At 63.9% G+C, this 23,231-nt stretch carries 26 protein-coding genes, 1 tRNA gene and 1 other RNA gene; 14 read left to right on the top strand and 14 right to left on the bottom strand.

Annotated features, from left to right (window positions below):
* The first annotated feature begins 61 nt into the window (after positions 1-61).
* Together AC5FRW_RS07710 and AC5FRW_RS07705 are read left to right on the top strand one after the other, a co-directional pair.
* Positions 62-748 (top strand): PHP domain-containing protein, encoded by a 687-nt coding sequence (locus AC5FRW_RS07710; RefSeq protein ID WP_493567858.1) that lies wholly within the window; start codon positions 62-64, stop codon positions 746-748.
* The gene (locus AC5FRW_RS07705; RefSeq protein ID WP_493568243.1) at positions 748-1,848 is read left to right on the top strand and encodes an asparagine synthase C-terminal domain-containing protein; all 1,101 of its coding nucleotides are present in this window, start codon (positions 748-750) and stop codon (positions 1,846-1,848) included. The genes AC5FRW_RS07710 and AC5FRW_RS07705 overlap by 1 nt, the downstream gene beginning before the upstream one ends.
* 2 nt (positions 1,849-1,850) lie before the next feature.
* Here the strand turns inward: AC5FRW_RS07705 and AC5FRW_RS07700 are convergent, their stop codons facing one another.
* The 5 genes from AC5FRW_RS07700 to AC5FRW_RS07680 all read right to left on the bottom strand — a co-directional run bounded on the left by AC5FRW_RS07700 (position 1,851) and on the right by AC5FRW_RS07680 (position 4,559).
* Positions 1,851-2,147, bottom strand: coding sequence for a DUF5658 family protein (locus AC5FRW_RS07700; protein ID WP_493567857.1), 297 nt, complete (start codon positions 2,145-2,147; stop codon positions 1,851-1,853).
* An 89-nt stretch (positions 2,148-2,236) separates the two neighbouring features.
* Positions 2,237-2,719: a DUF6789 family protein gene (locus AC5FRW_RS07695; RefSeq protein WP_493567856.1), complete on the bottom strand. Its 483-nt coding sequence runs from the start codon at positions 2,717-2,719 to the stop codon at positions 2,237-2,239.
* 106 nt (positions 2,720-2,825) lie between these two features.
* Positions 2,826-3,032 carry a hypothetical protein gene (locus AC5FRW_RS07690; RefSeq protein WP_493567855.1) on the bottom strand — a complete coding sequence of 69 codons (207 nt, stop codon included), beginning with the start codon at positions 3,030-3,032 and terminating at the stop codon, positions 2,826-2,828.
* Between the two features lie 24 nt (positions 3,033-3,056).
* Positions 3,057-3,539 carry an NUDIX hydrolase gene (locus tag AC5FRW_RS07685; protein WP_493567854.1) on the bottom strand — a complete coding sequence of 161 codons (483 nt, stop codon included), beginning with the start codon at positions 3,537-3,539 and terminating at the stop codon, positions 3,057-3,059.
* A gap of 39 nt (positions 3,540-3,578) precedes the next feature.
* Positions 3,579-4,559: a transcription initiation factor IIB gene (locus AC5FRW_RS07680; RefSeq protein WP_493567853.1), complete on the bottom strand. Its 981-nt coding sequence runs from the start codon at positions 4,557-4,559 to the stop codon at positions 3,579-3,581.
* A gap of 251 nt (positions 4,560-4,810) precedes the next feature.
* Here AC5FRW_RS07680 and gatC point away from each other — a divergent pair, with 251 nt between their 5' ends.
* The 3 genes from gatC to AC5FRW_RS07665 all read left to right on the top strand — a co-directional run bounded on the left by gatC (position 4,811) and on the right by AC5FRW_RS07665 (position 7,853).
* Positions 4,811-5,089, top strand: a complete 279-nt coding sequence (gene gatC / locus AC5FRW_RS07675; protein WP_493567852.1) for an Asp-tRNA(Asn)/Glu-tRNA(Gln) amidotransferase subunit GatC — start codon at positions 4,811-4,813, stop codon at positions 5,087-5,089.
* A 4-nt stretch (positions 5,090-5,093) separates the two neighbouring features.
* On the top strand, positions 5,094-6,371 hold the full coding sequence (gatA, locus tag AC5FRW_RS07670) for an Asp-tRNA(Asn)/Glu-tRNA(Gln) amidotransferase subunit GatA (RefSeq protein ID WP_493568242.1): 1,278 nt from the start codon (positions 5,094-5,096) through the stop codon (positions 6,369-6,371).
* Between the two features lie 234 nt (positions 6,372-6,605).
* On the top strand, positions 6,606-7,853 hold the full coding sequence (locus AC5FRW_RS07665; protein WP_493567851.1) for a M48 family metallopeptidase: 1,248 nt from the start codon (positions 6,606-6,608) through the stop codon (positions 7,851-7,853).
* 160 nt (positions 7,854-8,013) lie between these two features.
* On the opposite strand, the gene AC5FRW_RS07660 is transcribed toward AC5FRW_RS07665, so the two are convergent.
* Together AC5FRW_RS07660 and AC5FRW_RS07655 are read right to left on the bottom strand one after the other, a co-directional pair.
* Complete coding sequence (locus AC5FRW_RS07660) at positions 8,014-9,873, bottom strand: methyl-accepting chemotaxis protein (RefSeq protein WP_493567850.1); 1,860 nt, start codon at positions 9,871-9,873, stop codon at positions 8,014-8,016.
* A 192-nt stretch (positions 9,874-10,065) separates the two neighbouring features.
* A complete protein-coding gene (locus AC5FRW_RS07655) occupies positions 10,066-10,896 on the bottom strand; it encodes a PIG-L deacetylase family protein (protein WP_493567849.1) in 831 nt (276 codons plus the stop codon).
* A gap of 172 nt (positions 10,897-11,068) precedes the next feature.
* On the opposite strand from AC5FRW_RS07655, the gene AC5FRW_RS07650 reads away from it, so the two are divergent.
* Positions 11,069-12,583 carry an FAD-binding domain-containing protein gene (locus AC5FRW_RS07650; protein WP_493567848.1) on the top strand — a complete coding sequence of 505 codons (1,515 nt, stop codon included), beginning with the start codon at positions 11,069-11,071 and terminating at the stop codon, positions 12,581-12,583.
* Positions 12,584-12,587: 4 nt separating this feature from the next.
* On the opposite strand, the gene AC5FRW_RS07645 is transcribed toward AC5FRW_RS07650, so the two are convergent.
* Both AC5FRW_RS07645 and AC5FRW_RS07640 read right to left on the bottom strand, forming a co-directional pair.
* Positions 12,588-13,691 carry a glycosyltransferase gene (locus AC5FRW_RS07645; protein WP_493567847.1) on the bottom strand — a complete coding sequence of 368 codons (1,104 nt, stop codon included), beginning with the start codon at positions 13,689-13,691 and terminating at the stop codon, positions 12,588-12,590.
* A gap of 35 nt (positions 13,692-13,726) precedes the next feature.
* Positions 13,727-14,806: a glycosyltransferase family 4 protein gene (locus AC5FRW_RS07640; protein WP_493567846.1), complete on the bottom strand. Its 1,080-nt coding sequence runs from the start codon at positions 14,804-14,806 to the stop codon at positions 13,727-13,729.
* An 84-nt stretch (positions 14,807-14,890) separates the two neighbouring features.
* On the opposite strand from AC5FRW_RS07640, the gene AC5FRW_RS07635 reads away from it, so the two are divergent.
* Genes AC5FRW_RS07635 through AC5FRW_RS07625 form a run of 3 tightly spaced genes read left to right on the top strand, consistent with a single transcriptional unit; the run spans position 14,891 to position 16,367 of the window.
* A complete protein-coding gene (locus AC5FRW_RS07635; RefSeq protein WP_493567845.1) occupies positions 14,891-15,178 on the top strand; it encodes a ribonuclease P protein component 4 in 288 nt (95 codons plus the stop codon).
* A gap of 53 nt (positions 15,179-15,231) precedes the next feature.
* Positions 15,232-15,480 (top strand): YhbY family RNA-binding protein, encoded by a 249-nt coding sequence (locus tag AC5FRW_RS07630; protein ID WP_493567844.1) that lies wholly within the window; start codon positions 15,232-15,234, stop codon positions 15,478-15,480.
* A complete protein-coding gene (locus tag AC5FRW_RS07625) occupies positions 15,477-16,367 on the top strand; it encodes a mechanosensitive ion channel family protein (protein WP_493567843.1) in 891 nt (296 codons plus the stop codon). Before AC5FRW_RS07630 ends, AC5FRW_RS07625 begins: the two co-directional genes overlap by 4 nt.
* 42 nt (positions 16,368-16,409) lie before the next feature.
* On the opposite strand, the gene AC5FRW_RS07620 is transcribed toward AC5FRW_RS07625, so the two are convergent.
* Entirely contained in the window at positions 16,410-16,835 is a 426-nt protein-coding gene (locus AC5FRW_RS07620; RefSeq protein WP_493568241.1) for a DUF7522 family protein, read from the bottom strand.
* A 235-nt stretch (positions 16,836-17,070) separates the two neighbouring features.
* Between AC5FRW_RS07620 and AC5FRW_RS07615 the strand changes: the two genes are divergently transcribed.
* Positions 17,071-17,892: a hypothetical protein gene (locus AC5FRW_RS07615; RefSeq protein ID WP_493567842.1), complete on the top strand. Its 822-nt coding sequence runs from the start codon at positions 17,071-17,073 to the stop codon at positions 17,890-17,892.
* A 507-nt stretch (positions 17,893-18,399) separates the two neighbouring features.
* On the opposite strand, the gene ffs is transcribed toward AC5FRW_RS07615, so the two are convergent.
* Positions 18,400-18,710, bottom strand: an RNA gene (gene ffs / locus AC5FRW_RS07610) — signal recognition particle sRNA.
* A 69-nt stretch (positions 18,711-18,779) separates the two neighbouring features.
* Positions 18,780-19,193 carry a DUF7548 family protein gene (locus AC5FRW_RS07605; protein ID WP_493567841.1) on the bottom strand — a complete coding sequence of 138 codons (414 nt, stop codon included), beginning with the start codon at positions 19,191-19,193 and terminating at the stop codon, positions 18,780-18,782.
* A 105-nt stretch (positions 19,194-19,298) separates the two neighbouring features.
* Here AC5FRW_RS07605 and AC5FRW_RS07600 point away from each other — a divergent pair, with 105 nt between their 5' ends.
* Entirely contained in the window at positions 19,299-19,628 is a 330-nt protein-coding gene (locus AC5FRW_RS07600; RefSeq protein WP_493567840.1) for a DUF5798 family protein, read from the top strand.
* A gap of 42 nt (positions 19,629-19,670) precedes the next feature.
* Here AC5FRW_RS07600 and AC5FRW_RS07595 read toward each other — a convergent pair whose 3' ends face one another.
* Positions 19,671-20,078, bottom strand: a complete 408-nt coding sequence (locus AC5FRW_RS07595) for a CoA-binding protein (RefSeq protein WP_493567839.1) — start codon at positions 20,076-20,078, stop codon at positions 19,671-19,673.
* 41 nt (positions 20,079-20,119) lie between these two features.
* On the bottom strand, positions 20,120-20,749 hold the full coding sequence (locus tag AC5FRW_RS07590; RefSeq protein WP_493567838.1) for an RAD55 family ATPase: 630 nt from the start codon (positions 20,747-20,749) through the stop codon (positions 20,120-20,122).
* Positions 20,750-20,925: 176 nt separating this feature from the next.
* Here AC5FRW_RS07590 and AC5FRW_RS07585 point away from each other — a divergent pair.
* The 3 genes from AC5FRW_RS07585 (at position 20,926) to trxA (ending at position 23,214) form a co-directional block, all read left to right on the top strand.
* Positions 20,926-21,000 (top strand) — tRNA-Arg (locus AC5FRW_RS07585).
* Positions 21,001-21,488: 488 nt separating this feature from the next.
* The gene (locus tag AC5FRW_RS07580) at positions 21,489-22,373 is read left to right on the top strand and encodes a universal stress protein (protein ID WP_493567837.1); all 885 of its coding nucleotides are present in this window, start codon (positions 21,489-21,491) and stop codon (positions 22,371-22,373) included.
* A gap of 484 nt (positions 22,374-22,857) precedes the next feature.
* Positions 22,858-23,214 carry a thioredoxin gene (trxA, locus tag AC5FRW_RS07575; RefSeq protein ID WP_493567836.1) on the top strand — a complete coding sequence of 119 codons (357 nt, stop codon included), beginning with the start codon at positions 22,858-22,860 and terminating at the stop codon, positions 23,212-23,214.
* Positions 23,215-23,231 lie beyond the last annotated feature (17 nt).

Here is a 23,231-nt window from a genome sequence, read left to right as displayed (position 1 = left end):
CCTGACAAGTGTCTCGTCCCGGACCGAGTCTCTTTTGCCGACCGGACCGAAACGTTCGACCGTGCTAACGGTCGAGCTTCACACCCATTCGGCGCTGTCCTACGACGGCCGTGATCCGGTCGAACTCCTGCTCGAACAGGCCCAGGCCGTCGGACTGGACGCGCTTGCAGTCACCGACCACGACGAGATCGACGCGAGTCTGGAGGCCGCGCGTCTCGCGCCGGAGTACGGTCTCGTCGGCATCCCGGGTGTGGAGATCACCAGCGAAGCAGGCCACGTGCTGGGGCTGGGCATCGAGACCCTGATTCCCTCGGGACTCACCTTTCAGGAGACGATCGATCGCATCCATGCTCAGGGTGGTGTCGCCGTCGTCCCCCATCCGTTTCAGGAGTCCCGCAGTGGCGTCCTCGCCAACATCTCGCGGGACGAACTGACGGCGGCCGACGCCATCGAGGTGTACAACTCCCGGCTGTTGACCGGGCGCTCGAACCGACAGGCCCACCAGTTCGCGAGCCGCCGGGGGATGCCGATGACCGCCGGTAGCGACGCCCACATCAGCGAGATGGTCGGGCAAGCGGTCACCCACGTCGACACGGACGAACGCAGTCTCGACGCGATTCTCGACGCCATCCGCGAGGGTCGGACGACGGTCGAGGGCAAGCGCACGCCGTGGCACATCAGCTTTCGGCAGGCCGCCGGGGGCGCGAAACGTCGCGTGAAGAACCGCTTTGCCCAGTTGATGCGATGATCCGCGGGACCGATGCGGGCGTCGTTCGCCACGCGATGGAGACACGCGATCCGCTGCCCGGCACCGCCGGGTTCGCGGGGCGGGTGGTCGTCGACGACGAGCCAGCGCTCGTGCGCGACGTTCTCGGTCGCGTCCCGCTGTTCGTCGAGCGCGAGGCCGCGGACCCGACGGCAGACGGTGCGTGGGCGTTTGACCGCGCCGCCCTCGACGATCCCGTCTCGCTGCCGGCCGGCCACCGACGGACGGCGACCGACGACGAGCGCCTGTGGACGCTCCCCGAGCACGACCTGCTCGGTGACGACGAAACTGCCGTGGCGCGCCTTCGCGAGACCATCACGGCGGCGACCGACCCCATCGACACGAGCGACGCCGCCATCGCTTTCTCCGGTGGCGTCGACTCGGCGCTGCTTGCCGCTCGCCTCGACTGCCCACTCTACGTCGCCGGTTTCGAGGGAAGCCACGACATCGAAGCGGCCCGCTCGGCCGCGGCGCTGCTGGATCGTGAGCTGACCGTCGTCGAGTTCGACCATGCAGACCTCGAACGCGCCGTGCCCCGGATCGCTCGCGCGACCGGGCGGACCAACGCGATGGACGTACAGATCGCGCTCCCGCTCTTCTTGACCGCCGAGCGCGTCGCCGACGACGGCTACGACCGCCTGCTCGTCGGCCAGGGCGCGGACGAACTGTTCGGCGGCTACGCCAAGGTCGCCAACGCCCCCGATGACCACCGAATCGAGGCCGACACCGTCCGTGGCGCACAGCGTGAGGTGATCGCGACGCTGCCCGATCAGCTCGAACGGGACGTGCTGACGCTCGAAGCCGCCGGTGTCGACCCGGTCGCACCGCTGCTCGACGACCGCGTCGTCGACGTGGCGCTCGGTCTCTCTGGCGACCAGCTTGTCAGGGGCGACGATGAGCGCAAGTGGGCGCTCAGGCGGGCCGCGAGCACGTGGCTGCCCGACGGGATCGCACGCCGGGATAAGAAAGCCGTCCAGTACGGCACCTACGCCGCTCGCGAACTCGACCGACTGGCCCGGCAGGACGGCTTCAAGCGCCGGATGGACGACCACGTCACGAAGTACGTCGAGTCGTTGCTGTAGCGTCACGCACCCAGCAACGTCACGACGTTGACGACGACTGTCGCCACGGTGACCGCGGCGAACAGACCCAGAAAGATCGCCGCGTTACGATCCGACAGCAACGCCCAGCCACCGACGAGCCACACCATCGCGCCGAACTTCACGAGCCACAGGCCCGGCAGCCCCAGCGTCTCGAACAGGGTCCGGACGACGATGTTGCCCTCCTGTAGGCCCCGTTCCAGCCCGATGATTGTCGTCAGGATGTCCAGCACAGTGGCGACGAGGATCACGCTCCAGAGGACGGTGTGGGTACGAGTCATCCGCCGTTCGACCCGCAGTGATGCTCGGGACACGACTGTCTGTATGTACGGCGCTGGCACAAAAAGGACGACGCCAACCGACCGCTCGCTCAGTCCGACAGGACGCTGTAGCTCAAGCCGAGGACGATACCGTAGAGTGCGTGACCCCCGAGGCTCGTCGTCGAGATGTTGGGGACGGCCGGGGCGTCCGGGACGCCGACAGCACCGAGCCAGATCGGCATGAGGACGACGGCGAGCGCCGCCCACAGTACCAGCCCGTAGATCAGGCCCGCGAAGGCGTTGTCCATGTTCGTCGCCAGTCCCTGATCGATCCCGTCGGCGTCGGCGATAGCCGCGAAGACAACACCGAGCACTGCGCCGTGGCTCATGTGGATCGCCCAGCCAGCGACGCCCGCTGGCGTGCCCAGGCCGTACAGCGCCGGGATGGCGTTCTCGATCACACCGGGTGCGACGAGCGACAGGAGAACGCCGAAGACGAGCGCGCCCAGGAGGCCGCCCGCGATACCGCCCTGCCACGGTTCGAAGTTCGTTCGTGCGCCGATCGACCGTTGTGCGCTGGTGGTGGTGCTCATAGGTCGTGTCTAACGACGCGATAGGCCGACATTGTTATGTACAGCCCATCGGCGATAAGCTGTGACAACTCGGGTGGTGGACGACCGAGACGGCGAGCGGGTCGCTTCAGGTCTCGTCGATATCGGCGTACGCCCGCACTAATCCACACTCGGGACAGAGTCGCCCTTCGACGCTGTGGTTCTCGGTCATGCCAAGCGAGCCCAGCAGTCCCTCGCGGCGCTCGTCGGTGTTGATCTGCAGTTTGAATCCTTCACCCGTTCGGAGTTTGACCGGTTCCATCCTCACGCCACAGTCGGGACAGCGTCGGTCCATACGCTCGGTTCGACGACCGTGCCGTTAGGCGTTGTGCTCGCTCTCGACCGTCTGGATCGCGCGCTGGCCGATGTCGATCACGTCCTCGGCGAGGCGGTCCGTCGCGGCCGCGAGGTCGTCGGCGTCGAACCACTTCCAGTCCGCTGGGGGTGCTTCCCCGGCCGCCGGATCGATCTCTCGGTGGGGGGCGCGAGCGTAGTAGACCATATCGATGTGCTGGTGGCCCACGCCCTGCTCGGTGATGTTCACGTCCGCAAGCTGGAAGTGCTGTGGTTCGGGCAGCGGTTCGACGGTGTCACTCTCGATGTCGCCGGTCTCGGCGAGCAGTTCCACGTCCATGCCCAGTTCCTCGCGGATCTCACGCAGCGCCGCCTCGTGGGGGAGTTCGTCGCGGTCGACGTGGCCGCCGGGCGGGAGCCACATCCCGAGCCTGTCGTGTTCGTGGAGCGCGACGGCACCGCTCTCGACGACGTAGGTGGTCGCGGTAAAATGCCGTGTCGTTTCCATACCGTCAGGCGGGACGTGGCAACACCAAGAGATTTCGATCTACAGTTGCTGCATCTCCTCTTCGGCTTCCAGCAGTTCGTGGTAGCGGTTTCGGATCGTCACCTCGGAGATGTTCGCCACTTCCGAGACCTCGCTCTGGGTGACTTTCTCGTTTGTCAGCAGCGAGGCGGCGTACACTGCCGCCGCCGCGAGTCCGACCGGCGACTTCCCGGAGTGGACGCCCTGCTGTTTGGCGTTCTGCAGGAGCTGTCGTGCCCGTCGCTCGACCTCGTCGGGCAGTTCCAGATCGGAGGCAAAGCGGGGGACGTAGCTCTCGGGGTCTGCGGGCTGGATCTCCAGTCCGAGCTCGCGGACGACGTAGCGATAGGTGCGTGCGATCTCGTCTTTCTCGACCCGGGAGACTGCGGTGATCTCGTCGAGACTGCGGGGCGTGCCTGCCTGCCGGGCAGCGGCGTACAGCGACGACGTGGCGACCCCCTCGATGGAACGGCCGGGCAGGAGGTCCTCGTCCAGCGCGCGCCGATAGATGACGCTCGCGGTCTCGCGGACGTTCTCGGGCAGGCCAAGCGCCGAGGCCATGCGGTCGATCTCGCCAAGCGCCTGCTTGAGGTTGCGCTCCTTGGAGTCTCGGGTGCGGAACCGCTCGTTCCACGTGCGCAGGCGCTGCATCTTCTCTCGCTGGCGCGAGGACAGGGAGTTCCCGTAGGCGTCCTTGTCCTGCCAGCCGATGTTCGTCGACAGTCCCTTGTCGTGCATCATGTTCGTCGTCGGTGCGCCGACGCGGGACTTCTCGTCTTTCTCTTTGGCGTCGAACGCTCGCCACTCGGGACCGGGGTCGATTTCGTCCTCGTCGACGACCAGCCCACACTCTTCACAGACCGTCTCGCCGCGCTCGCCGTCCGTGACCAGATCGCCGCTGCACTCTGGACAGACCTGCTCGTTCTCGTCCTCGGCTTCGTCCTCGGTCTCCGCTGTGTGCTCGCGTTCGTCCGTATATCGTCGGATGGTGGTGTCGGTCATTGGTTAGGGGAACAGCCGGGTCTGTGACCCGAAAAACCTTCTAGCGAATAATGTATTGTACCCACAGTGACTTAAACTTTTTGTCTATCTGTGAAGCCTGTTTGGCAAAATCGAAAAGGATAGTTTGTCGTTTCGAAGCGCCCCTGCCCGAAAAGAGCGACACGGCCCGCGTGGTCGTGGTGCTGGATCGCCACCGAACGCCGGTCTGGGGTATCGAAACGCTTACCGCTGGGCCGCTGTTCCGGTGGGATATGAGCGAATCCGTCGTCGACCCGGAGGAGGTCCGCCACGTCGCGGATCTCGCCCGTGTCGACCTCGACGACGACGAGGTCGAGCGGTTCACCGAGCAGTTCGCCGACATCCTCGCCGCTTTCGAGACGCTGGACGAGGTGCCGGAAACCGAGCGCGATGCCCCGCTGGCGAACGTCATGCGCCCCGACGAAAGCCACGAGTGTCTGAGTCAGAAGGCGGCACTCCAGAACGCACCCGACAGCGAAGACGGCCACTTCAAGGGACCGAAGGTGTCGTAAGATGGTGACAGAGCACAACGCCTACGTCACGACCGAACGGATCGAGAGCGATGCAGACGGGCCACTGGCCGGCCGGACCGTCGCCGTCAAGGACAACATCTCCACCGAGGGCGTCCAGACGACCTGTGGCTCGGCCATGCTCGACGGGTACGTCCCGCCCTACGACGCGACGGTCGTCCAGCGACTGAAGGACGCGGGCGCGACCATCCCCGGCAAGACCAACATGGACGAGTTCGGGATGGGGACGACTACGGAAACGTCGACCTACGGACCGACCGAGAACCCGGCGGCACCGGGACACGTCCCCGGTGGCTCCTCCGGTGGCTCCGCCGCGGTCGTCGCGGCCGGCGACGCCGACATGGCGCTTGGCACCGACACCGGTGGTTCGATCCGCTGTCCTGCCGCGTTCTGTGGTGTCGTCGGCATCAAGCCCACCTACGGGCTGGTCTCGCGGTACGGGCTGGTCGCCTACGCCAACAGCTTAGAACAGATCGGCCCGATCGCCCCCTCCGTCGAGGAGGCAGCCGAACTGCTCGAAGTGATCGCCGGTCCCGACGAGCACGACGCGACCACTCGCGACAACGAGGGCGCGGCCGAAGGGCTGGCCGACGCCGCCGATGGCGATGTGGACGGTCTCTCCATCGGCGTCCCGACGGAACTCGTCGAAGGGGCTGACGAGGCAGTCGTCGAGACGTTCTGGGACGCCATCGCGGAACTGGAAGCACAGGGTGCGAGCTATCACGAGGTCGACCTCCCGAGCGTCGAGCACGCCGTCGAGGCGTACTACGTCATCGCGATGTCGGAAGCCTCCTCGAATCTGGCGCGCTTCGACGGCGTCCGCTACGGCCAGAGCGGCGGGTACGAGGGCAACTGGAACGAGAGCTTCGCCAACGCTCGCGAGGAAGGCTTCGGTGAGGAGGTCAAACGACGGGTCCTGTTGGGCACCTACGCCCTCTCTGCGGGCTATCACGACAAGTACTACAAGAAGGCACAGGACGCCCGCGCGTGGGTCAAACAGGACTTCGACGCGGCACTTGCCGACGCGGACGTGCTGGCCTCGCCGACGATGCCGGTCCCGCCGATGGAGATGGGCGAGAGTCTCGACGACCCCCTCACGATGTATCTGGCCGACGCGAACACGACGCCGGTCAACCTCGCCAATTTGCCCGCCATCTCCGTCCCAGCGGGCGAGACCGACGACGATCTCCCGGTTGGCCTACAGCTAATCGGTCCTGCGTTCGGCGAAAAACAAATCATCCGGGCCGGGAGCGCGCTGGCGTAGGTGGCAGGCATACGACGAGCGTCGCGAGTCGTTTCACCGGATCGAACGTAGTGAGATCCGGCCTTTTTCACCCACGTTTTTCAAGGAGCGGATCGGGAGTGGAACGAGCGATCCCGACGCCGAAAAAGGTGGAAGCCAGATCATCCGGGCCGGCAGCGCGCTGGCCTGACGCTGGCGGCGGCTTCTTCTCGCTGACCGATACTTTTTCGACGCTCCCTCGACAATCTCCGAACGATGCCCTCCATTCGATCACTCGGGCTCCGGCTTCGACTGGTCGCGCTCGTCGCGTTGCTGGTCGCGTTCGACGCCGTCTTCGTCGTCGTCGCGTACTGGCTCGGGCACCTCGCAGTCGGCCTGTTCTCGTGGTTCATCACCTACGAGTCCATCGGGCTGGTCGCCGACGCGCTGCGATTCCAGACGTTGCCCTCCCCCCTCGTCGTCGCGGTCGGGACCGTGGCGACGCTGGCGATACAGTCCGTGTTTGGCTACCGGATGAGCGTTCAGACGCTGCCCGGTGAGGAACAACGCCTCCGTGAGTTACTTGCACCGGTGACCGACCGCCTCCGGGACCCTTCGGCCGACCCGGAAGGCGGCCGATTTCGTGACTTTGGCGGTGTACTCGCCGACCGCTCCCACGCGATGCCGGACGAGCCACAGGACGATACGGACGACCTCGACGATCGGGTCCTCCCGACGTTCGACTACAGCGACGTGCGCGACGCCGTCAGCGCCCGACTCACCAGTCTGGCACAGCTTTCGAACACGCCTGTCCCGGGCGTCAACGTCGTCGACAGCGACACGCCAAACAGCTACGTCGCCGGCCGCCCCGGCCAGCAGACGCTGGTCGTGACGACCGGACTGCTCGAACGGCTCGATGGCGACGCACTCGACGCGGTGCTGGCCCACGAACTCGCCCACCTCAAACACGGCGACGCCTTCGTCATGACCGCCGCCGGCTTCCTGCCGACGATCACGGCCCGTGTCAACGAGGGGACGATCGAGTTCCTTCGGCGATCCGTGCTCGGCTACCTTCCCGGCGTCGAGAAATCCGAGGACAGCGACAGCGCCGCGTTCGGCCAGTTCCACATCGCGATGCTCCTGCTCTCGCCGGTCGTGCTCGTCCTCTCGTCGACGCTGTGGCTCGCCAGCACAGCCTGTTACCGTGCGCTCTCGCGGGTCCGTGAGTTCCACGCTGACGCCGGTGCGTCGGCGATCTCGGGATCGCCGGCGGCACTCGCCGGTGCGCTGGAGACCCTCGACGACCTGCGCCCGTCCGAGGACCTGCGCACTGCACAGACCGGCGTGCGAGAACTCTGTGTCCTCCCCGACGCGATCGGCGACGAGGACGGGATCGAGGGCGACGATGCCATCGCGCGGACTCGACGGCGGTGGCGCTCGCTGAGTGCGCGCGTCCTGCCATCCTCCCATCCCGCGATCGAGAGCCGCGTCGACGCACTCCGTGAACAGGAACGGGCCGAGTAGCCCTCGGTCGTTTCACGAGACGGTGTTCGATCACCGGGGCGTAAAGTGCTGGCCGGGCCGTCGTGACGGACACGACCTGCTCGTACTGTTTGCCGTCCCTTCGTGAAGACCTTCGCCACCCGGCGTGACGAAATGGTTCACAGACGTATCGCCAACGGTATCAGTCGCTCGTCGATGACTGGCGGTCACGCACGTCGAACGTCCCGAGTAGCGCCTGGAGCCGTTCCGCGCGTTCGACCAGCGACGTGACGTTCTCGCTGACCTGCGACACCGACGTGGCCTGTTGTTGGGCGGTTTCGGCGGCGCGTTCGGTCTCTGCCGCCGTCGACTGACTGATCTCGGCGACCTCTTCGATCATCGAGACTGCTTCCTCGGTACTTGCCGCCTGTTCGTCGGTCGTGTCGCGGATCTCCTGAATCCCGCTGTCGGTCTCCTCTGCGTTCTCTGCGACACGGTTGAACGACTCGACGGCCGCCTGCACGGCGGTGGCTCCCTGCTCCATCGCCCGTTCGGCTTCTTTCGCTTCTGCGACGGTCCGTTCGGTCTGTTCCTGTGTCTCCTGAATACGCTGCTCGATCTCCGTCGCCGACGACCGGGTCTCCTCTGCGAGCTGTTTGACCTCCTCTGCGACCACGGCGAAGCCGTCGCCGTCGGCCCCGGTCGTCCCGCCACTCGCACGAGCAGCCTCGATGTTGGCGTTGAGCGCCAGCATGTTGGTCTGCTCGGCAACGTCGGTGATGAGTTCGACGATCTCGCCGATCTCGTCCATCTGCACGTCGAGCGTTTCGACGTGTGTGACGGTCTCGTCGATCGCACGCTGGACCGTGCGAGCGTCGTCGAGTGCCTCTTCTGCGGTCGACTCACCGCTGTCCGCGATTTCGGCCGTCTCGCGGGCAGTCTCGGCGACCGTCTCGGCGGAGGCAGCCACTTCTTCGACCGTCGCCGACAGTTCCGTCATCTCGTCGCTTGCCGTCCCGAGCATCTCACGCTGCTGGTTCGCATCGGCAGCGATCTCCCGAAGCGATTCGTTCATTTCCTCGCTTGCTTCACGGACCGTCCCCGTCCCCGCCTCTGCGTCACTGCTCGCGGTAGCGACCTCGTCGGCGAAGTCCTGAATCTCTCGCATCGCAGCCTCCGTTTCGTCCATCATCTCGTTGAACGCCTCGCCGATCTGGACCATCGCGTCGCTCTCGCTGTCCGTGTCCAGACGGATGCTCAGGTCGCCGTCGGCCGCGCGCTGCATTGCCGCGCTGTACGCGTCCGCTGTCGCTTCGAAACTTTGGTTCAACTGCTCGACTTCGCGCTGTCTCGCCTCCGCTTCGGCTTTGGTCTCCTCGGCTTCGGCTTTCGCCTGCTCGATTTCGGCTTTCTTCCGTTCGAGATCGGTGACTTGCTCGGTCTTCGCTTCGGCTTCTTCGAGTCGCTGCCTCGCCTCCTCACGGGAGCGTTCGGTCGAGTACCAGTGTGACATCAGTGCAACAGCGAGTGCTAGCACGAAGATGCCGTGGATGAGACCCCACGCCCACGGATTGTCGATCGCTGCGGTGTGGTTGTACACCCGGCTCGGATTGATCATGCCGAACACGCCGTGCGTGACGACGACGTACCCGATACCGAGGGCAAAGGGAACCCAGTCCTCGTAGATCGCGACCACGGCCATGGCGACGAAAAAGTGGAAGTGTGCTTCGATGAACCCACCCGAGAAGTGGACGAGGACGACCGACGACGATAGCAGTCCGAGGGTCGCCAGCCCTGTCCGAACGCGTCGCGGAAGGCGCGAGAGTGTCGCGAGGCCGGCCAGCCCCGCCACGACGCCAAGTTCGAAGAGGATCTCGACCAGCGGAATCGACGGGATAGTCGCACCCGTGATCGCCGTCTCCGTCCCCTCGTACAGCCCCAACAACAGCAGGAACGGCACGTGTGCGAGCACCAGCCCGATGATCTTCCGATGTCGGCTTCGCCACGTCGACCGAGGGATCGATTTCCCATTCGGTGTGTGTTCGATGAACGTTCGCACCATGCTACTCCAGTGGCTGGCCGAAAGCACCCCCATCCCGGACCTGGGTTGCTCGTCTGTCATACCTGTTCAGAGGAAGCAACCATTGAAAATGAACCCCTCCAAATATCATCGGCGATACCGGGCGATGTCACACACCGTGGATGCCCGTGAGCGATCCGGGTCTGCAAGCAATTCGAATCGAAAGAACGTGAGTCAGAAGAAAAAGAGCCGTTCTTTGGCTTCCTCGGTCAGGGGTGCGCCGTATTCGGAGATCTCGACGGCCTCGGCGTGTTCGGCGGCAGCGCCCTGTTCCTCGCCGTAGCGGGCCTTCAGTTCCTCCCGGAAGCGATCGGAGACGTCCATCTCGGTGTTGGCTTCGAGGTGACCGATTCCTTCGGTGGCGAGCCATTCGCGGCGGGCGTCCTCGTCCTCGGGGACGCTGTCGAGTTCGCCGAAGGTGAGCGGAAGCCACTCGTACATCTGGGACTCGTGGCAGTCGAGGGCAGCGATCTTTTGATCGACCACGTCGGTCACGTCGAGGACGACATCGGGTTCGAAGGGGGCCGGCTTCTGGAAGTGGTCGGCGACGTAGCCAAAGACGGGGTTCGAGTCCAGTGCCGGCGCGTCCGGGACGATGTTGGGGACGATCAGCGAGTAGGCGGCGTCACGCACCAACTGGGCCGTGTAGCGGTGGTCGGGGTGGTAGTCGTTGTTGCGCGGGCCAAGCACTAGATCGGGGTCGACATCGCGGATGTAGCGAATGAGCTTCTTCCGGTTTGCAAGCGTCGGTTCGAGCAGCCCGTCCTTGATGTCGAACACGTCGTAGTCGATGCCGAGCGTCTCGGCGACGGCTTCGGTCTCACGCTTGCGTCGTGCGGCGAGCTTCTTGCGCCCCATCGACTGGTGGCCCGCGCTCCCGTCGGTCACCGACAGGAATGTCACGTCGTGTCCCGCCTCGACGTACTTGGCAGCGATCCCACCCGCTTTGATCGAGCAGTCGTCAGGATGTGCGCCGATGACGAGGAGATGCTGTGTCTCACTCATACCACTACTCTCTATGGGGGTCGTTGAAACGTTTTTGGGAACGCGAAATATTATTCGCCACTCTTCCGTGCGAAACGTTTCGTCTGGCGACATCGAGCCAGTAACGATTGTTATCGCGACAGATCCGCCACTCGGGAGACAGTATTAGTCGGTGGCGCCACAACTGGAGGGTGTGACAGACACCGCGATTCTGTGGCACCGGGCAGACCTCCGAACGGTCGACAATCCGGCGCTTGCTGCCGCTGTCGACGAGGTCGATGCCGTCGCGCCCGTGTTCGTGGTCGACCCGCGATACTACGGGGAGCGCGGTCTCGCCTGCGATGCTCGCTTACAGTTTCTCCACGAGTGTCTGACGGATCTGCAAGCGCAGTATCGTGATCTCGGGAGTGACCTGGCGCTCCTCGTCGGCGACCCACGCGAGCGACTGCGGGCGTGTCTCGATGGGGCTGCCGACGCGCTGTACTACAATCGTCATCCGACGGCGCGCTACGGCGAGCGCGTCGGGAACACCGTCCGGAGGTGGGACGAGACCACTGCCGTCGCCGACGACGGTCTCCGATACGCCGACGACCGATACCGGGATGGGACCGTGGCGGTCGACACCCGCGAGGGGTGGCGCGAGCAGTGCGAACGGTACTTCGAGGCACCGCTGGCCGAGCGCCCCGATTCCCTCGATACGAATCCGATCGACAGCGAGACGGCGGTCGACGCCGTCGCCTCGCGGTGGTCGGTCGACCCCGAGAAGCGCGACGTTCCACGCGGTGGGACGATGGCCGGCAACGAACGGCTCGATGCCTTCTGCGACCGGATCGCCGAGTACCCCGGGAGCATCTCACCGCCGGCCGCCGCCGAGACCGGTGGGTCACGACTGTCACCGTATCTCGCCTTCGGCGCACTCTCGCCCCGGCAGGTGTACCAGCGGATCACGGCCCTGCCCGAGGGCCGTGGCGTCTCGATGATGATCTCGCGACTCTACTGGAATCGCCACTATCACCAGAAACTGGCCGACTGGCCGGGCTGGACCGAGCGCTCGGTCAATCCGGTGTTTCGGGGCCTGTTTCGGGACGAACACGACCCCGACCTCGTGGCGGCCTGGCAACGCGGCCAGACCGGCTTTCCGATGGTCGACGCGGCGATGCGGGCGCTCGTCGAGACCGGCTTCATCAACTTCAGGATGCGCGCGATGGTCGCCTCGTTTTTCGTCTACGTCCTTCGGGAGTGGTGGAAACGCGGTGCCGACTTCATGTACCATCATCTGATCGACGCCGACGCCGCGATCAACTACACGCAGTGGCAGTCTCAGACGAACCTCACCGGCGTCCATCCGGTCCGGGTCTACGACCCAGCCAAGCAGTGTCGCGAGTACGACCCGGACGGCGAGTTCGTTCGCGAGTACGTGCCCGAACTGGCCCCGCTGCCGGACGCACACCTTCCGTGTCCCGAAAAGACACCCCTCTCGGTGCAGGACGAGTGTAGTACTCACATCGGTGAGGACTACCCACGCCCCGTCGTCGACTTCGAGGCGCGCGCTGACGCCGCCCGGACGCTGTACGCTCGTCTCGACGACCGTGCGAACGAGGCGCTCACCGACCGAGTCCGTCGACGCGGGTCGTTCTCGAACCGCGAGCGACACAGCGACGGTGCGGAGACGAGCACACAGGGACAAACGAGCCTCGACGACTTCTGATCGGTCAGAGCACGCGGTCGTAGATGTCTGCCAGCCGATTGACCGAGTGTTCGACGCTGGTCTCTTCGCGTCGGGCCAGACACGTCTCCCGGAGGCGGTCGTTTTCGTCGAGGGCGCGCTGGATCTGCGCGCGGAACGCCGCGACATCCCCTTCCGGGTACCTGAAGCCGGTCTCCCCGTGATCGACCGTCCCGCTCAATGCCCCGCTGTCGACGCCCACGACGGGCGTCCCGCAGGCGTTGGCTTCCAGCGCGACGAGTCCCTGCGTCTCGACGGGGCTGGGGAACGCGAACACGTCCAGTGTGGCGTACAGTTCGGGCAACTCCTCGCGGTCGAGGAAGCCGAGGAAGTGGGCGTCCACGTCGGCGTCTGCCGCGGTCGCTTCCAGAGCCTCGCGTGCCGGCCCGTCGCCACCGAACACGAGCGTCACGTCGAGTCCTTCGGCGGCGGCGACGATGTCGTCCAGACACTTCTCGAAGCCGTGACGCCCGGTGTAGCCCACGAGCGGTCCGTCGGGGAGGTCGTGTCGCTCACGGAAGCCAGCCGTCTCGGTGGGTGTGAAGAAATCGGTGTCGACGCCGTTCGCCAGCACTTCGATCGGTGTCTCGACGTCGACGGTCGCACGGAGATGCTCGGCCGTGCGTTCGCTTGGCGTAATCACCACGTCGGCCTGGTTCAGGAACCACCGCTCGTAGCGCTCGGCCGCGCCGCCGATGAGGCGCTCGAAGTGCTCGCTGACCGAGACGTACTCCGCGTACTCGCTGGTCGGCGTGTGGTAGGAGGCGACGAGCGGGCAGTCGCTGCTGCGGGCGAAGCGCTTTGCTGCGATGCCGAGGCTGAACGGCGTGTGCGCGTGGACCACGTCGGCGCGTTCGATCTCGGCCGGAATCGTGGGTGCTGCGACGCGAAAACCCTCGTAGAAGGGAAACGGGAGGCTCGACACGGGATGTTCTCCGAGCGTCGCCTCGTGGTCGCTCCGGGGGTAGACCACGTCCATCTGGCTGTCACGGCGTGCCCACTGTTCGCGCCAGGTCTTGACGGTGTAAGTGACGCCGTTGACGGTCGGGAGGTAGGTGTCGGTGAACGCGGCGACCCGGGGCAGTGCCATCGCCGACGCTTGACCCACCACGCCTAAACCCGTTGCTATCTCCACTCGGCCGTCGCCGGCACGTCGCCGGCCGCCAGCCCCTCGTAAATGTCCGAGAGACGGTCGCCGACTCGGTCGAGTCCGTGTTCGCGGGCCGTCTCTCTGGCGTTTTCACCGAGTCGCTCCCGGAGGTCGGGGTTCGCTTCGAGGCGCTCCAGTGCGTCGACGAACTCCTGTTCGGTCGAGCAAATCAGGCAGTCGTGGCCGTCCTCGTAGTACTCCTCGAAGGCGGGGATGTCGGAGATCACGCAGGCCTTCCCGCAGGCCATCGCCTCCAGCACGACGATGCCCTGATTCTCGACCTTCGCGGGGAACATGAACACGTCACCCGCGCCGTAGGCCCCGCGGATGTCGTCGACCCACCCCGAGAAGGTGACGTTCGCTGGGGGATTTTTCGTCCACCGACGGACCGCGCCGGAGGCGCTTGGCCCGGTCTCGTAGGTCCCGAACCACGTGAAATCGTAATCGGTCCGCTGTGCGACCCGACAGAAGGTCGAGAGGCCCTTGCGCTCGAAGACGTTGCCGACAGCGAAGACGCTGAGTCCGTCGATGTCGTAGCGTTCGCGGTACTCCTCGCGAAAGCCCTCGTACCCCTCCAGCCGTTCGAGGTCGATGCCGTTCGTGATCGGCTGGATCGGGGCGTCGATGGGGTACGACTGGAGGACGCCCTTCGTGTACTCGCTGGGACACAGTACGAGGTCGGCCTGTGAGTAGAACCACTTCAGGTATTTCCCGAGTGCCGGCGCGACGACGTTCGCCCCCCGGAAGCTATCCCGGAAGTCCTCGCGCGTGACGTGGGAGTGGAGGACGACGGGGGTGTCGGTCCGCTTTGCGTGTCGCACCGTCGCGGCGGTCCCCGGCCCGATCATGTTACAGTGGACCAGATCCACGTCGGTGAACGCACGGCCGCCGGTGAGCTTCGACCCGATGGCGCTCGCGGGGTCGTCGCCGACCCACGGCGACGTGACGACCTCGACGCCGGTGTCTTCGAGTGCCGCCCGCTGGTGTTTGACCGACGTGCCGATACCACTGCGGTCCAGCCACCCCGCGACCTCGAGATAGTTGAGCGCGCGCACAGGAATCTGTCCTACAGACGAGGACAAAGGGCTGTCGGATCGGATGCGAAACGTATTCCCGTCGGGTCGGCGCAGTTGCTGGCGATGACTGGGGAGACCGAAATCGCTCGCGAGCGCATCGCGCGCCTCCACGATCTCGCTTGCGAGGCCGCCACGGACGGTCGCCACGAGCGCGCTCGTGAGTACGTTCGCCGCGCCCGTCGCGTCGCCGAGCGCCATCGTCTCGCTCTCCCCCGACAGTTCAAGCGCTTTACCTGCGACGCCTGTGACGCGTATCTGCGACCCGGAGTCAACGCCCGCGTCAGGACTCGGGACGGTCACGTGGTGGTGACCTGTGACTGTGGCACGCAGGCGCGCTACCCGTACGACTGAGTTCCGTTATTGGATAAGGGTTTAAGGATGCGAGCCCGCAATCAGGTCACTATATGAGCAACAAGGACCGTCGCCAACGAATTCACGACCTCGACGCCACCCTGCGCGTGGGCAAGCACGGCGTCGAATCAGTCGCAGACGAACTCTCGAACCAACTCGACGACCGCGACTTCGTGAAGGTGAAATTCCTCCGGTCGTCACTGGGCGGGACGACCACCGAAGACGAAGCCGAGAAGCTTGCTGACCTCGCCAGTGCATCCGTCGCACAGACGCGAGGGCACACGGCGGTGTTCGAGCGATGATGCAGGGAGATCTGACGCCGATCGCACGGATCCTGGACGGCATCGGACTCCCGTACGCCCAGTCGATCGGCGCGGCGCTCACGTTCGTCCTCACGTTCGTCCTCATCTACGTGGCCGGCCGTGTCGTCGTACTCCCGATCGTCAATCGGGCACTCCGATCGCGGAACCTCGACGAGCACGCCCGTAAACCACTGAAGAAGCTCGTCAGTCTCGTCATCGTCTTCGTCGCCATCGCTGTCGCTTTCGGCACTGCCGACTACGGTGATTTCCTGCAGTCGCTGGCGACTATCGCCGCCGCGGCGACCCTCGCCATCGGCTTCGCGATGCAGGACGTGCTCTCGAACTTCGCCGCCGGCATCTTCATCTTCACCGACCGCCCCTTCCGCATCGGTGACTGGATCGAGTGGGACGGTAACGCCGGCGTCGTCGAAGACATCTCCCTGCGTGTCACTCGCGTGCGGACCTTCGACAACGAACTCCTGACGGTCCCGAACTCACAGCTGACCGACGGCGTGATCAAGAACCCGGTCGCCAAAGACCAGCTCCGTCTGAAGTTCGACTTCGGGATCGGCTACGGCGACGACATCGACAAAGCGACCGAGATTATCGTCGAAGAGGCTACGAACCACGCACAGATTCTCGACGACCCCGCTCCCTCCGTCCGACTGGTGGAGCTGGGCGACTCCTCGGTCGGTCTCCAGTCTCGGATCTGGATCGCCGACCCCTCGCGTGCGGACTTCGTGAAGATCCGCGGCGAGTACGTCCAAGCGGTCAAGGAACGCTTCGACGAGGAAGGCATCGACATCCCGTACCCGAACCGCACCATCGGCGGCGGACTGGAACTGTCTAACGTCGACGGTCTCGTCGAACCTGCTGCCGACGATTAGGTCGTCTCGACCTTCTGTTTTCGTCTCTCCGTTGAATCGTCTCTATTCGTCACTGAGTAGCCGCCGGAGCGCGCTCGCCGCGTCCTCGAACGCTGCCACGTCCATGCTGTCAGCGGTAAAGAGGACGCCAGCCTCGTCCTGAATCACCCTGACGACGAACCCGTCCTCGTGGAATCGCACGGTGAAATTGTACGGCCCGATGTCCGAGCCGGACGGCCGCTCGGCGATTGCAGTCCGTACCGGGACTTCACCGAACCCGACCTGTTCGAACTTCACGAGCTGGCCCTTCGCCTCCCGCATGTCCTCCTCTGACCGGTAGAGGTCGGAACGGACGTAGAGCACGTCGAAATCCGTCGGCGTAAAGTACACGATGCTGCGCATGGTGTCGCCCAGACTCGTCCGCGTGGCGCTCACGACACTCTCTCGCATGTCGTCGTCGATGATCTGTTGTTCGGATTCCTTCACAATCACTAACAAGTCGGCGACGGTATCAAAGCTTTCTGTCGTCGCACGTCCGATGACCCTGAACACACGAACTCACAGCTCAGGGTATTCGGAATCGAAGACGAAGTTGGTGCGTTCGCCAGACCAATAGGTGGTGTTCGTTCGGCTTCGGTTGAGCGCATCCAGCATTCGAATCGACCAGTCTCGGACCGAGTTCGATCCGCTAAATATAAACCGTCTCTATATGGTCAAATAGTAAATGAGATTTCAAAGGGGTGATCTTGCAGTCTCTGGTTTTTTCGCCCTCTTTTTCACGTCTCCAATACTCTCGTCGACACTCCCGTTTGAACAGGGGATGGTGATCGTCGGTGTTCTCGTCGGTGCTGTCGGTATCTCACTTGCGTTCTTCTCTATTGCCTTTGGAGACGGGCACGAGCTTTCACAGGAGCTAGCAACGATTCAATACAATCCATCGAAGGACCCCGCCTTGGAGACTGGCATTGCCGAAGCGAGGAAGACCGTTGACGCCCAAGTGGAAACCCTAAATGATATCGACACGAAAGCGGTTCGGATTTTGCGGGTGAACGTGCTACTGGTCGGTCTGTATATCTCTGCGCTCACCTTCTCTACACGAACAGACACTCTCAATCTCGATTCATTTCTCAATATCTACCTCGGCACTGGTGTTCTTCTTCTTATCCTTTCGACTGTCGCTGCCGGTCTCACTTACACGGCGTCCGATTTTCGACCAGGCATCAGTCATCAAAACATAATCACGACTCTAGAGGAGGATTTGACTGAAGAGGAACTCAACCGAGTTCTCATCAAGAGCTACGCGAAATGGATAAATAATAACGAGGCGACACAAACGCTCAATGCGTTCTACTCGACTTCCATGTTGCTTCTATTGATGTACGCCTTGACGTATCTCGCACTTGGAACATATTCGGCACTCGTAACTGCAGTGCCTCTCGTACTGGATGCCGTAGCGGTTCTCGCTCTGTTCGCAATCACGCTTGCCTCTGGCTATTTATCACAGATCGTAGACGTATTCGACCAACTGGAGTTGACTCTGGAGTGATTATCAACCCAACCTATATACACCACTAAGCAGTATGGGTAAACAAGATGCCACGAGAATATAGCGACGATGACGACGAAGAACGCCGTGAGCGAGTCTCACGGATAATCTTCGATGGTCAGAAAGTCTCGAAAGGCAGCTAATCACTCGGCCGACGGCGTTCTCGTTCTCTCTGTTCTGCCTGATCGTCAGTCTGTTCACCGTCTCGTGTTCAGCAAAGCAACAGGTCGGCGGCTTTTTCCACCTATGCGCTTGGGTGCTTGCATAGCCCAGCAGCCTTCGATTTCTAGGGGCGCTTTCGAGCTGTCGTTCCTCGAAGCGGCCGTCGACTCACGTTCAGCCGCTTTCGAAGTGTCAGAGCAAGGGCTGCCAAGCCTACTTCACTTCGCTCGACAGAACCACGTTTTTCCGCAAGTAGTGCGGGACTTCTGGTCCGCAACCATGCGAACGGGCGATGCGCGGCGCATAGCCCACCCGCTGTCGAAAACGGTGGTAGCGGTATGAATGAGGTGGACACCGAGTTTGCCCGGCGTTCGGGCGCGGGTAGTCCCGTTTGCCTCCTCCACCCCGCGATCCGACGAGCGACAGGTGTTCGAGGGTCCGCTGCTCACTTCCGTGCCTGGCGGCATGCCCTCGTCTAACCACCGACGAACGCCCCTGCAGGCGCAGCCGAGTGGACCGCTGTCCCCGTTGGACGAGGCTTCGACGTTAGCTCACGGGGCCCGCGTCCGGCATACCGGACGCCCCCGAGTTCGGTCCCCGCTCAAGACCATATCGCGGGCGAGGAGAGGGGCCTAACCCCTCGACCTAGTCCACTTCGAAGTCCGCCACGACCACTTAAGGACCTTTCGGAAGGCACGGACGGCGCGGCCGCGTCGACCGAGTCGTCAGAAGATTCGCAGGGCGCGGGCGTACCAGAGAGCGGCGGCGGGCACGCCAAGCGAGACGACGACGAGCGCGCCGCGGTGGTACTGGAGGACGGTCGCCGTCGAGAGCTGTGTGACGACACTCTGTGGGACGCTGACGGCCCAAAACAGTGCCAGCGCAGTCATGAAGATCCCGAGGACGAGCGTCGCGCCGGCGACCAGATCCGGCGGTGAGCGCCCCTGACGGCCGGCGGCGAAGACGATGATCGCGACCGCTGCGAACAGCCCGACGACCATGGGGTTGATCGCCCCGGCGGCGAAGTAGGTGCCGACGCCGCTGCCGCCCTCGACGATGGCGTAAGGTGCTGCCAACACAGCGATGACGGCCAGTGCGGCGACGATTCCGACGGTCGGCGCGAGTCGCACCTGATTCATACCCGATACTCGTCGGCCCGTCGGTCTTATACTGTCGGTTCCGTTCCACTCTTGCTTGGCTCGGGAGTCGAAAGGGCCACAAAGGGGACACGCCTTGCCCCGGCCATGGGACTCGGAAGCACGGCCAAGAAGGTCCAGAAACTCGCCGATCTGGCCGAAAAGATGTACAAGCGGATCAACCACATGATCGAGCAGATGCAGGAACTCCGGGAGACCGTCGACGAGACGGGCGAGCGGGTCTCGGAGATCGAGCGGGAACTCGAACAACACCGGACGCTGCTCGAAGCAATCGCCGAGGAGCACGACATCGACGTCGACAGCGCCGTCGCAGACGCGGTCATTCAGGACGCCGAGGGCGAGACCGTGATCGGCGATGCCGAGGCCGGAACGAACACTGACGAGGCGGCAAGCGACGACTCTGCCGACGGACAGTAGCCGTTCGGGGATGAGTGCACCTGCCGGCGTGCGCTCACACTATCAGCACAGTCGGCCGTGTTCGACCTTCAGACACCTGTCCTGTACGACCTGTCGGCCCGCTTCTTCCGCACGCGCCGCGGCGTCGTCGTCTCGGATCCCGAGTTGCGTCCAGAGGACTGCCACGTCGTCACGTTCGAGGACGGCGTCGACGATCCCGCTCACCTCCTCGCTCGGCCGGAACACGTCGACGATGTCGATCTGGGCTTCGACGTCGGCCAGCGAGTCGTGAGCCGTTTCGCCGAGGATCTCCTCGGCGAAGGGGTTGACCGGGATGATCCGGTAGCCGTGGCGTTGCATGTACGCCGGGATGTCGTGGGCGGCCTTTCCCGGCGTCGTCGAGCAGCCCACGACAGCGATGGTGTCGTGTTCGAGGATCGCTCTGAGTTCGTCGTCGGATTCGACCGGCATACTCGACGCTACCAGTGGTGCGGCCAAAAACGTGCCGTCGATCAGGGGTTCGTCGGCCCGGCGTCGTTCGGCAGGTCGACGGCGACGACACCGGTTTCGTCCACCTCGATTCGCCCGTCGAACAACTGTCCGATGGTGTGCAGCGTTTGCTCGTCGTGGGCCGTCGACTCGATGACGTGAACGCCGAGTGCGTCGACATCGTCGACCCGACTCGTGATCGCGTGCATGAACTCGAACACGGTCTGGAGGGTCGCGTACATCAACAACGTCGACAGCGAGTCGACCATCACTCGGTTTCGCTCACGCCCGAGTTCGCCATAGAAATACTCGATGAAGTTCGAGAAACCGATCCCGATCCCCGTCATGTCGACTGGTGAAGACGCGTACTTCACGGTGAGCGTATCGGTCGTCGACCGGCCCATGTGCTCGGTCACGCAGTCGACGACGCCGATCGGACGCTCCCCCTCTTCCTGACCGCCGCCGAACTGTGAGAGTGCCCGCTCGGCGCTGTCGCGGGTCGTGATCACGATGGCACCCTCCTCGCTGTCGAGACCATGGCGGAGGATCTCGTACGCGATCTGTCGCTTGCCGGTCAATGGCGGCCCAGTCACGAGTATGTTCGTCCCTTCCGTGACTGTCTCCCCCTCGAATTGTTCCCCCAGATCGTACATCAGTAGTGCTCCATGTGGCCTGTACCTGATCGACACCGCCGTCGGCTATCCAGTCCTTTTCGATTCAACATTTATTTCTTTTCGGGATTTGCCGCCGATCGTGGGATGGAAACACATGGGGCGGTGCCGTCGAATCGGGGGGTTTAAATCAAGACCCCTGCATAGCATTGGTTACAGGGCCCTTAGCTCAGCCTGGACAGAGTGCGTGGCTTCGGACCACGTTGCCGGGGGTTCAAATCCCTCAGGGCTCGCTTGCTGTCGCGAACAAATTCGTGAGCGACAGCCCCGCGAACGGCTGTGGATTTGAACCCTGCCAGTCGCGCGCAACGAAGTGAGCACGTCTGGCTCCGGTTCAAATCCCTCAGGGCTCGTGATTTTGTGACGAGCGGACGCGAGGAACAAATCACGCACAGCCGAGGGTGTTGTGCAGACCACGAGCGACCACCGGGAGCGAAGTGGGCGTGGTTCAAATCCCTCAGGGCTCGCTCATCCTGCGGCTCGCAAACACGCGAGCCGCTGGTGTGTAAACCACTGAGGGATCTGCATCAGGGAGTGGAGCGACCGAAGTGGAGTAGTTCAAATCCCTCAGAGCTCGCTCATTCCGTGAGTTTTGGACGAACCATGTACGCGAGGCTGCTGGTCCTCGATGGCTGACCACTTCGGTCACTCACTGCTTCTCACGCTGTGGTGATAGGGGGCGCGATTTATACGGGTCCCGTGAGTCGAAACGACTAGACGGATGTACGACACCATTCTCGTTCCCACCGACGGCAGTCCGCACGCGGAACACGCGGCGGCCCATGTCCAGTATCTCGCGACCGTGTTCGATGCGACGGTCCACGTCGTCTCCGTCGTCGACGTGCAGGCCGCGGCCGGCCCGTTCGATGCCGGTGGCGTCGACGAGGAGTTCATCGACAATCTCGAAGCGGAGGGCAGGCGTGCGGTCGAAGCGATCGAAGCCACGTTCGACGGAAGCGCTATCCAGACAGCAGTCGTGAAGGGGACACCGGACGATGCGATCCTCGCGTACGCCGACGAGAACGATGTCGACGTGATCGCGATGGGGACCCACGGTCGCACTGGACTCGGGCGGTACATCTCCGGCAGCGTCACTGAGAGCGTCGTGCGGCAGGCCGACGTGCCGGTGTTGACCGTCCGCCAATCGGAAGCCAGTACCGTCGAGACGTACGACGACATCATGATCCCGACCGACGGGAGCGAAGCGGCCGGTGTGGCGTTCGACCACGGTCTCGCGGTCGCAGAGCGAACCGACGCGCGCGTCCACGCCGTCAACGTCGTCAACGTCAGCGATCTGTCGACCGGTGCCAACTACACGTTACCGACGGAACTGCTGGAGTCGTTCAGAGAGCGCGGCGAGCGAGCCACCGAGGAAGTCGCGACTGCCGCCCGCGAGCGGGGTCTCGACGCCGTCACCGCGGTCCGTGAGGGGTTCCCGGCACGAGACCTGCTCGACTACGCCGAGACCGAGGGCATCGACCTGATCGCGATGGGGACGGCCGGCCGGACCGGGATGAGTCGATTCCTCATCGGTAGCACGGCCGAGCGGGTCATCCGACACGCCGATGCGCCGGTCCTCGCAGTCAACGCGCGCGATCAGGAGTAGTCGGAATCGGGCCTCTCGGACTTGCGACGAGGCGGTCAGTCGCTCGACTTCCTCGACCGCCCGAGTCCGGCAGAGCGGTCGACGACTGGAAAAGCGTTCTATAGAATTGCACGATTAGTGCACAATATTTTGGCGAGAAACTCACTCATCTCCGGGGAGGGAACCCAGCGGGACTCGATGGGCCGACAGATTCGGCGTATCTTCCATAGATGGGGTATCGGGGTGTTTCACGGCACGAGAGTGCTTGCAGGCAGTGCTTCGAAGCGACCGTAACCACGTAGAACTCTGTAAATCTCTATTCGGTCGGTAAAACATCTTTCACCGACTCTAGCGGTGATCTGGGCCGATCGAATCGAGCGTTCGGGCGGACATGACGACGCACGCCACGCCCCGGTCCGACGGGGTCAGATTGCTGCCTCGACACTCCTCGGTATTGTCTATTGTGGGCAAAACTCTTAACACCAGTCGGTCCCTCTCTTCGACGATGACAACCGAGACAGAGACGAACGAGTCGATCGCGACCGACGAACCAGTCCACGTGGGGAGTCCAGCGGATCTCGACGCACTCGTGGCGAACCACGATGTCGTCCTGACAGATTTCTATGCCGACTGGTGTGGGCCGTGTCAGATGCTCGAACCGGTCGTCGAACGCCTCGCTGCCGAGACCGACGCGGTCGTCGCGAAGGTCGACGTCGACGCCAATCAGCGTCTGGCGAGTACCTACGGCGTCCGTGGCGTGCCGACGCTCGTCCTCTTTGCCGATGGCGAACAGGCCGAGGAGATCGTCGGGGCCCAGCCCGAAGATCAGCTTCGGTCGATGATCGAGCAGTACACGGCCTGAACCGTCGCTTCGATCTC

The sequence above is a fragment of the Halomicrobium sp. HArcht3-1 genome, assembly GCF_058933345.1.
Note: the sequence above shows the minus strand (reverse complement) of the source record. Positions and strands in the feature narration are given on the sequence as shown.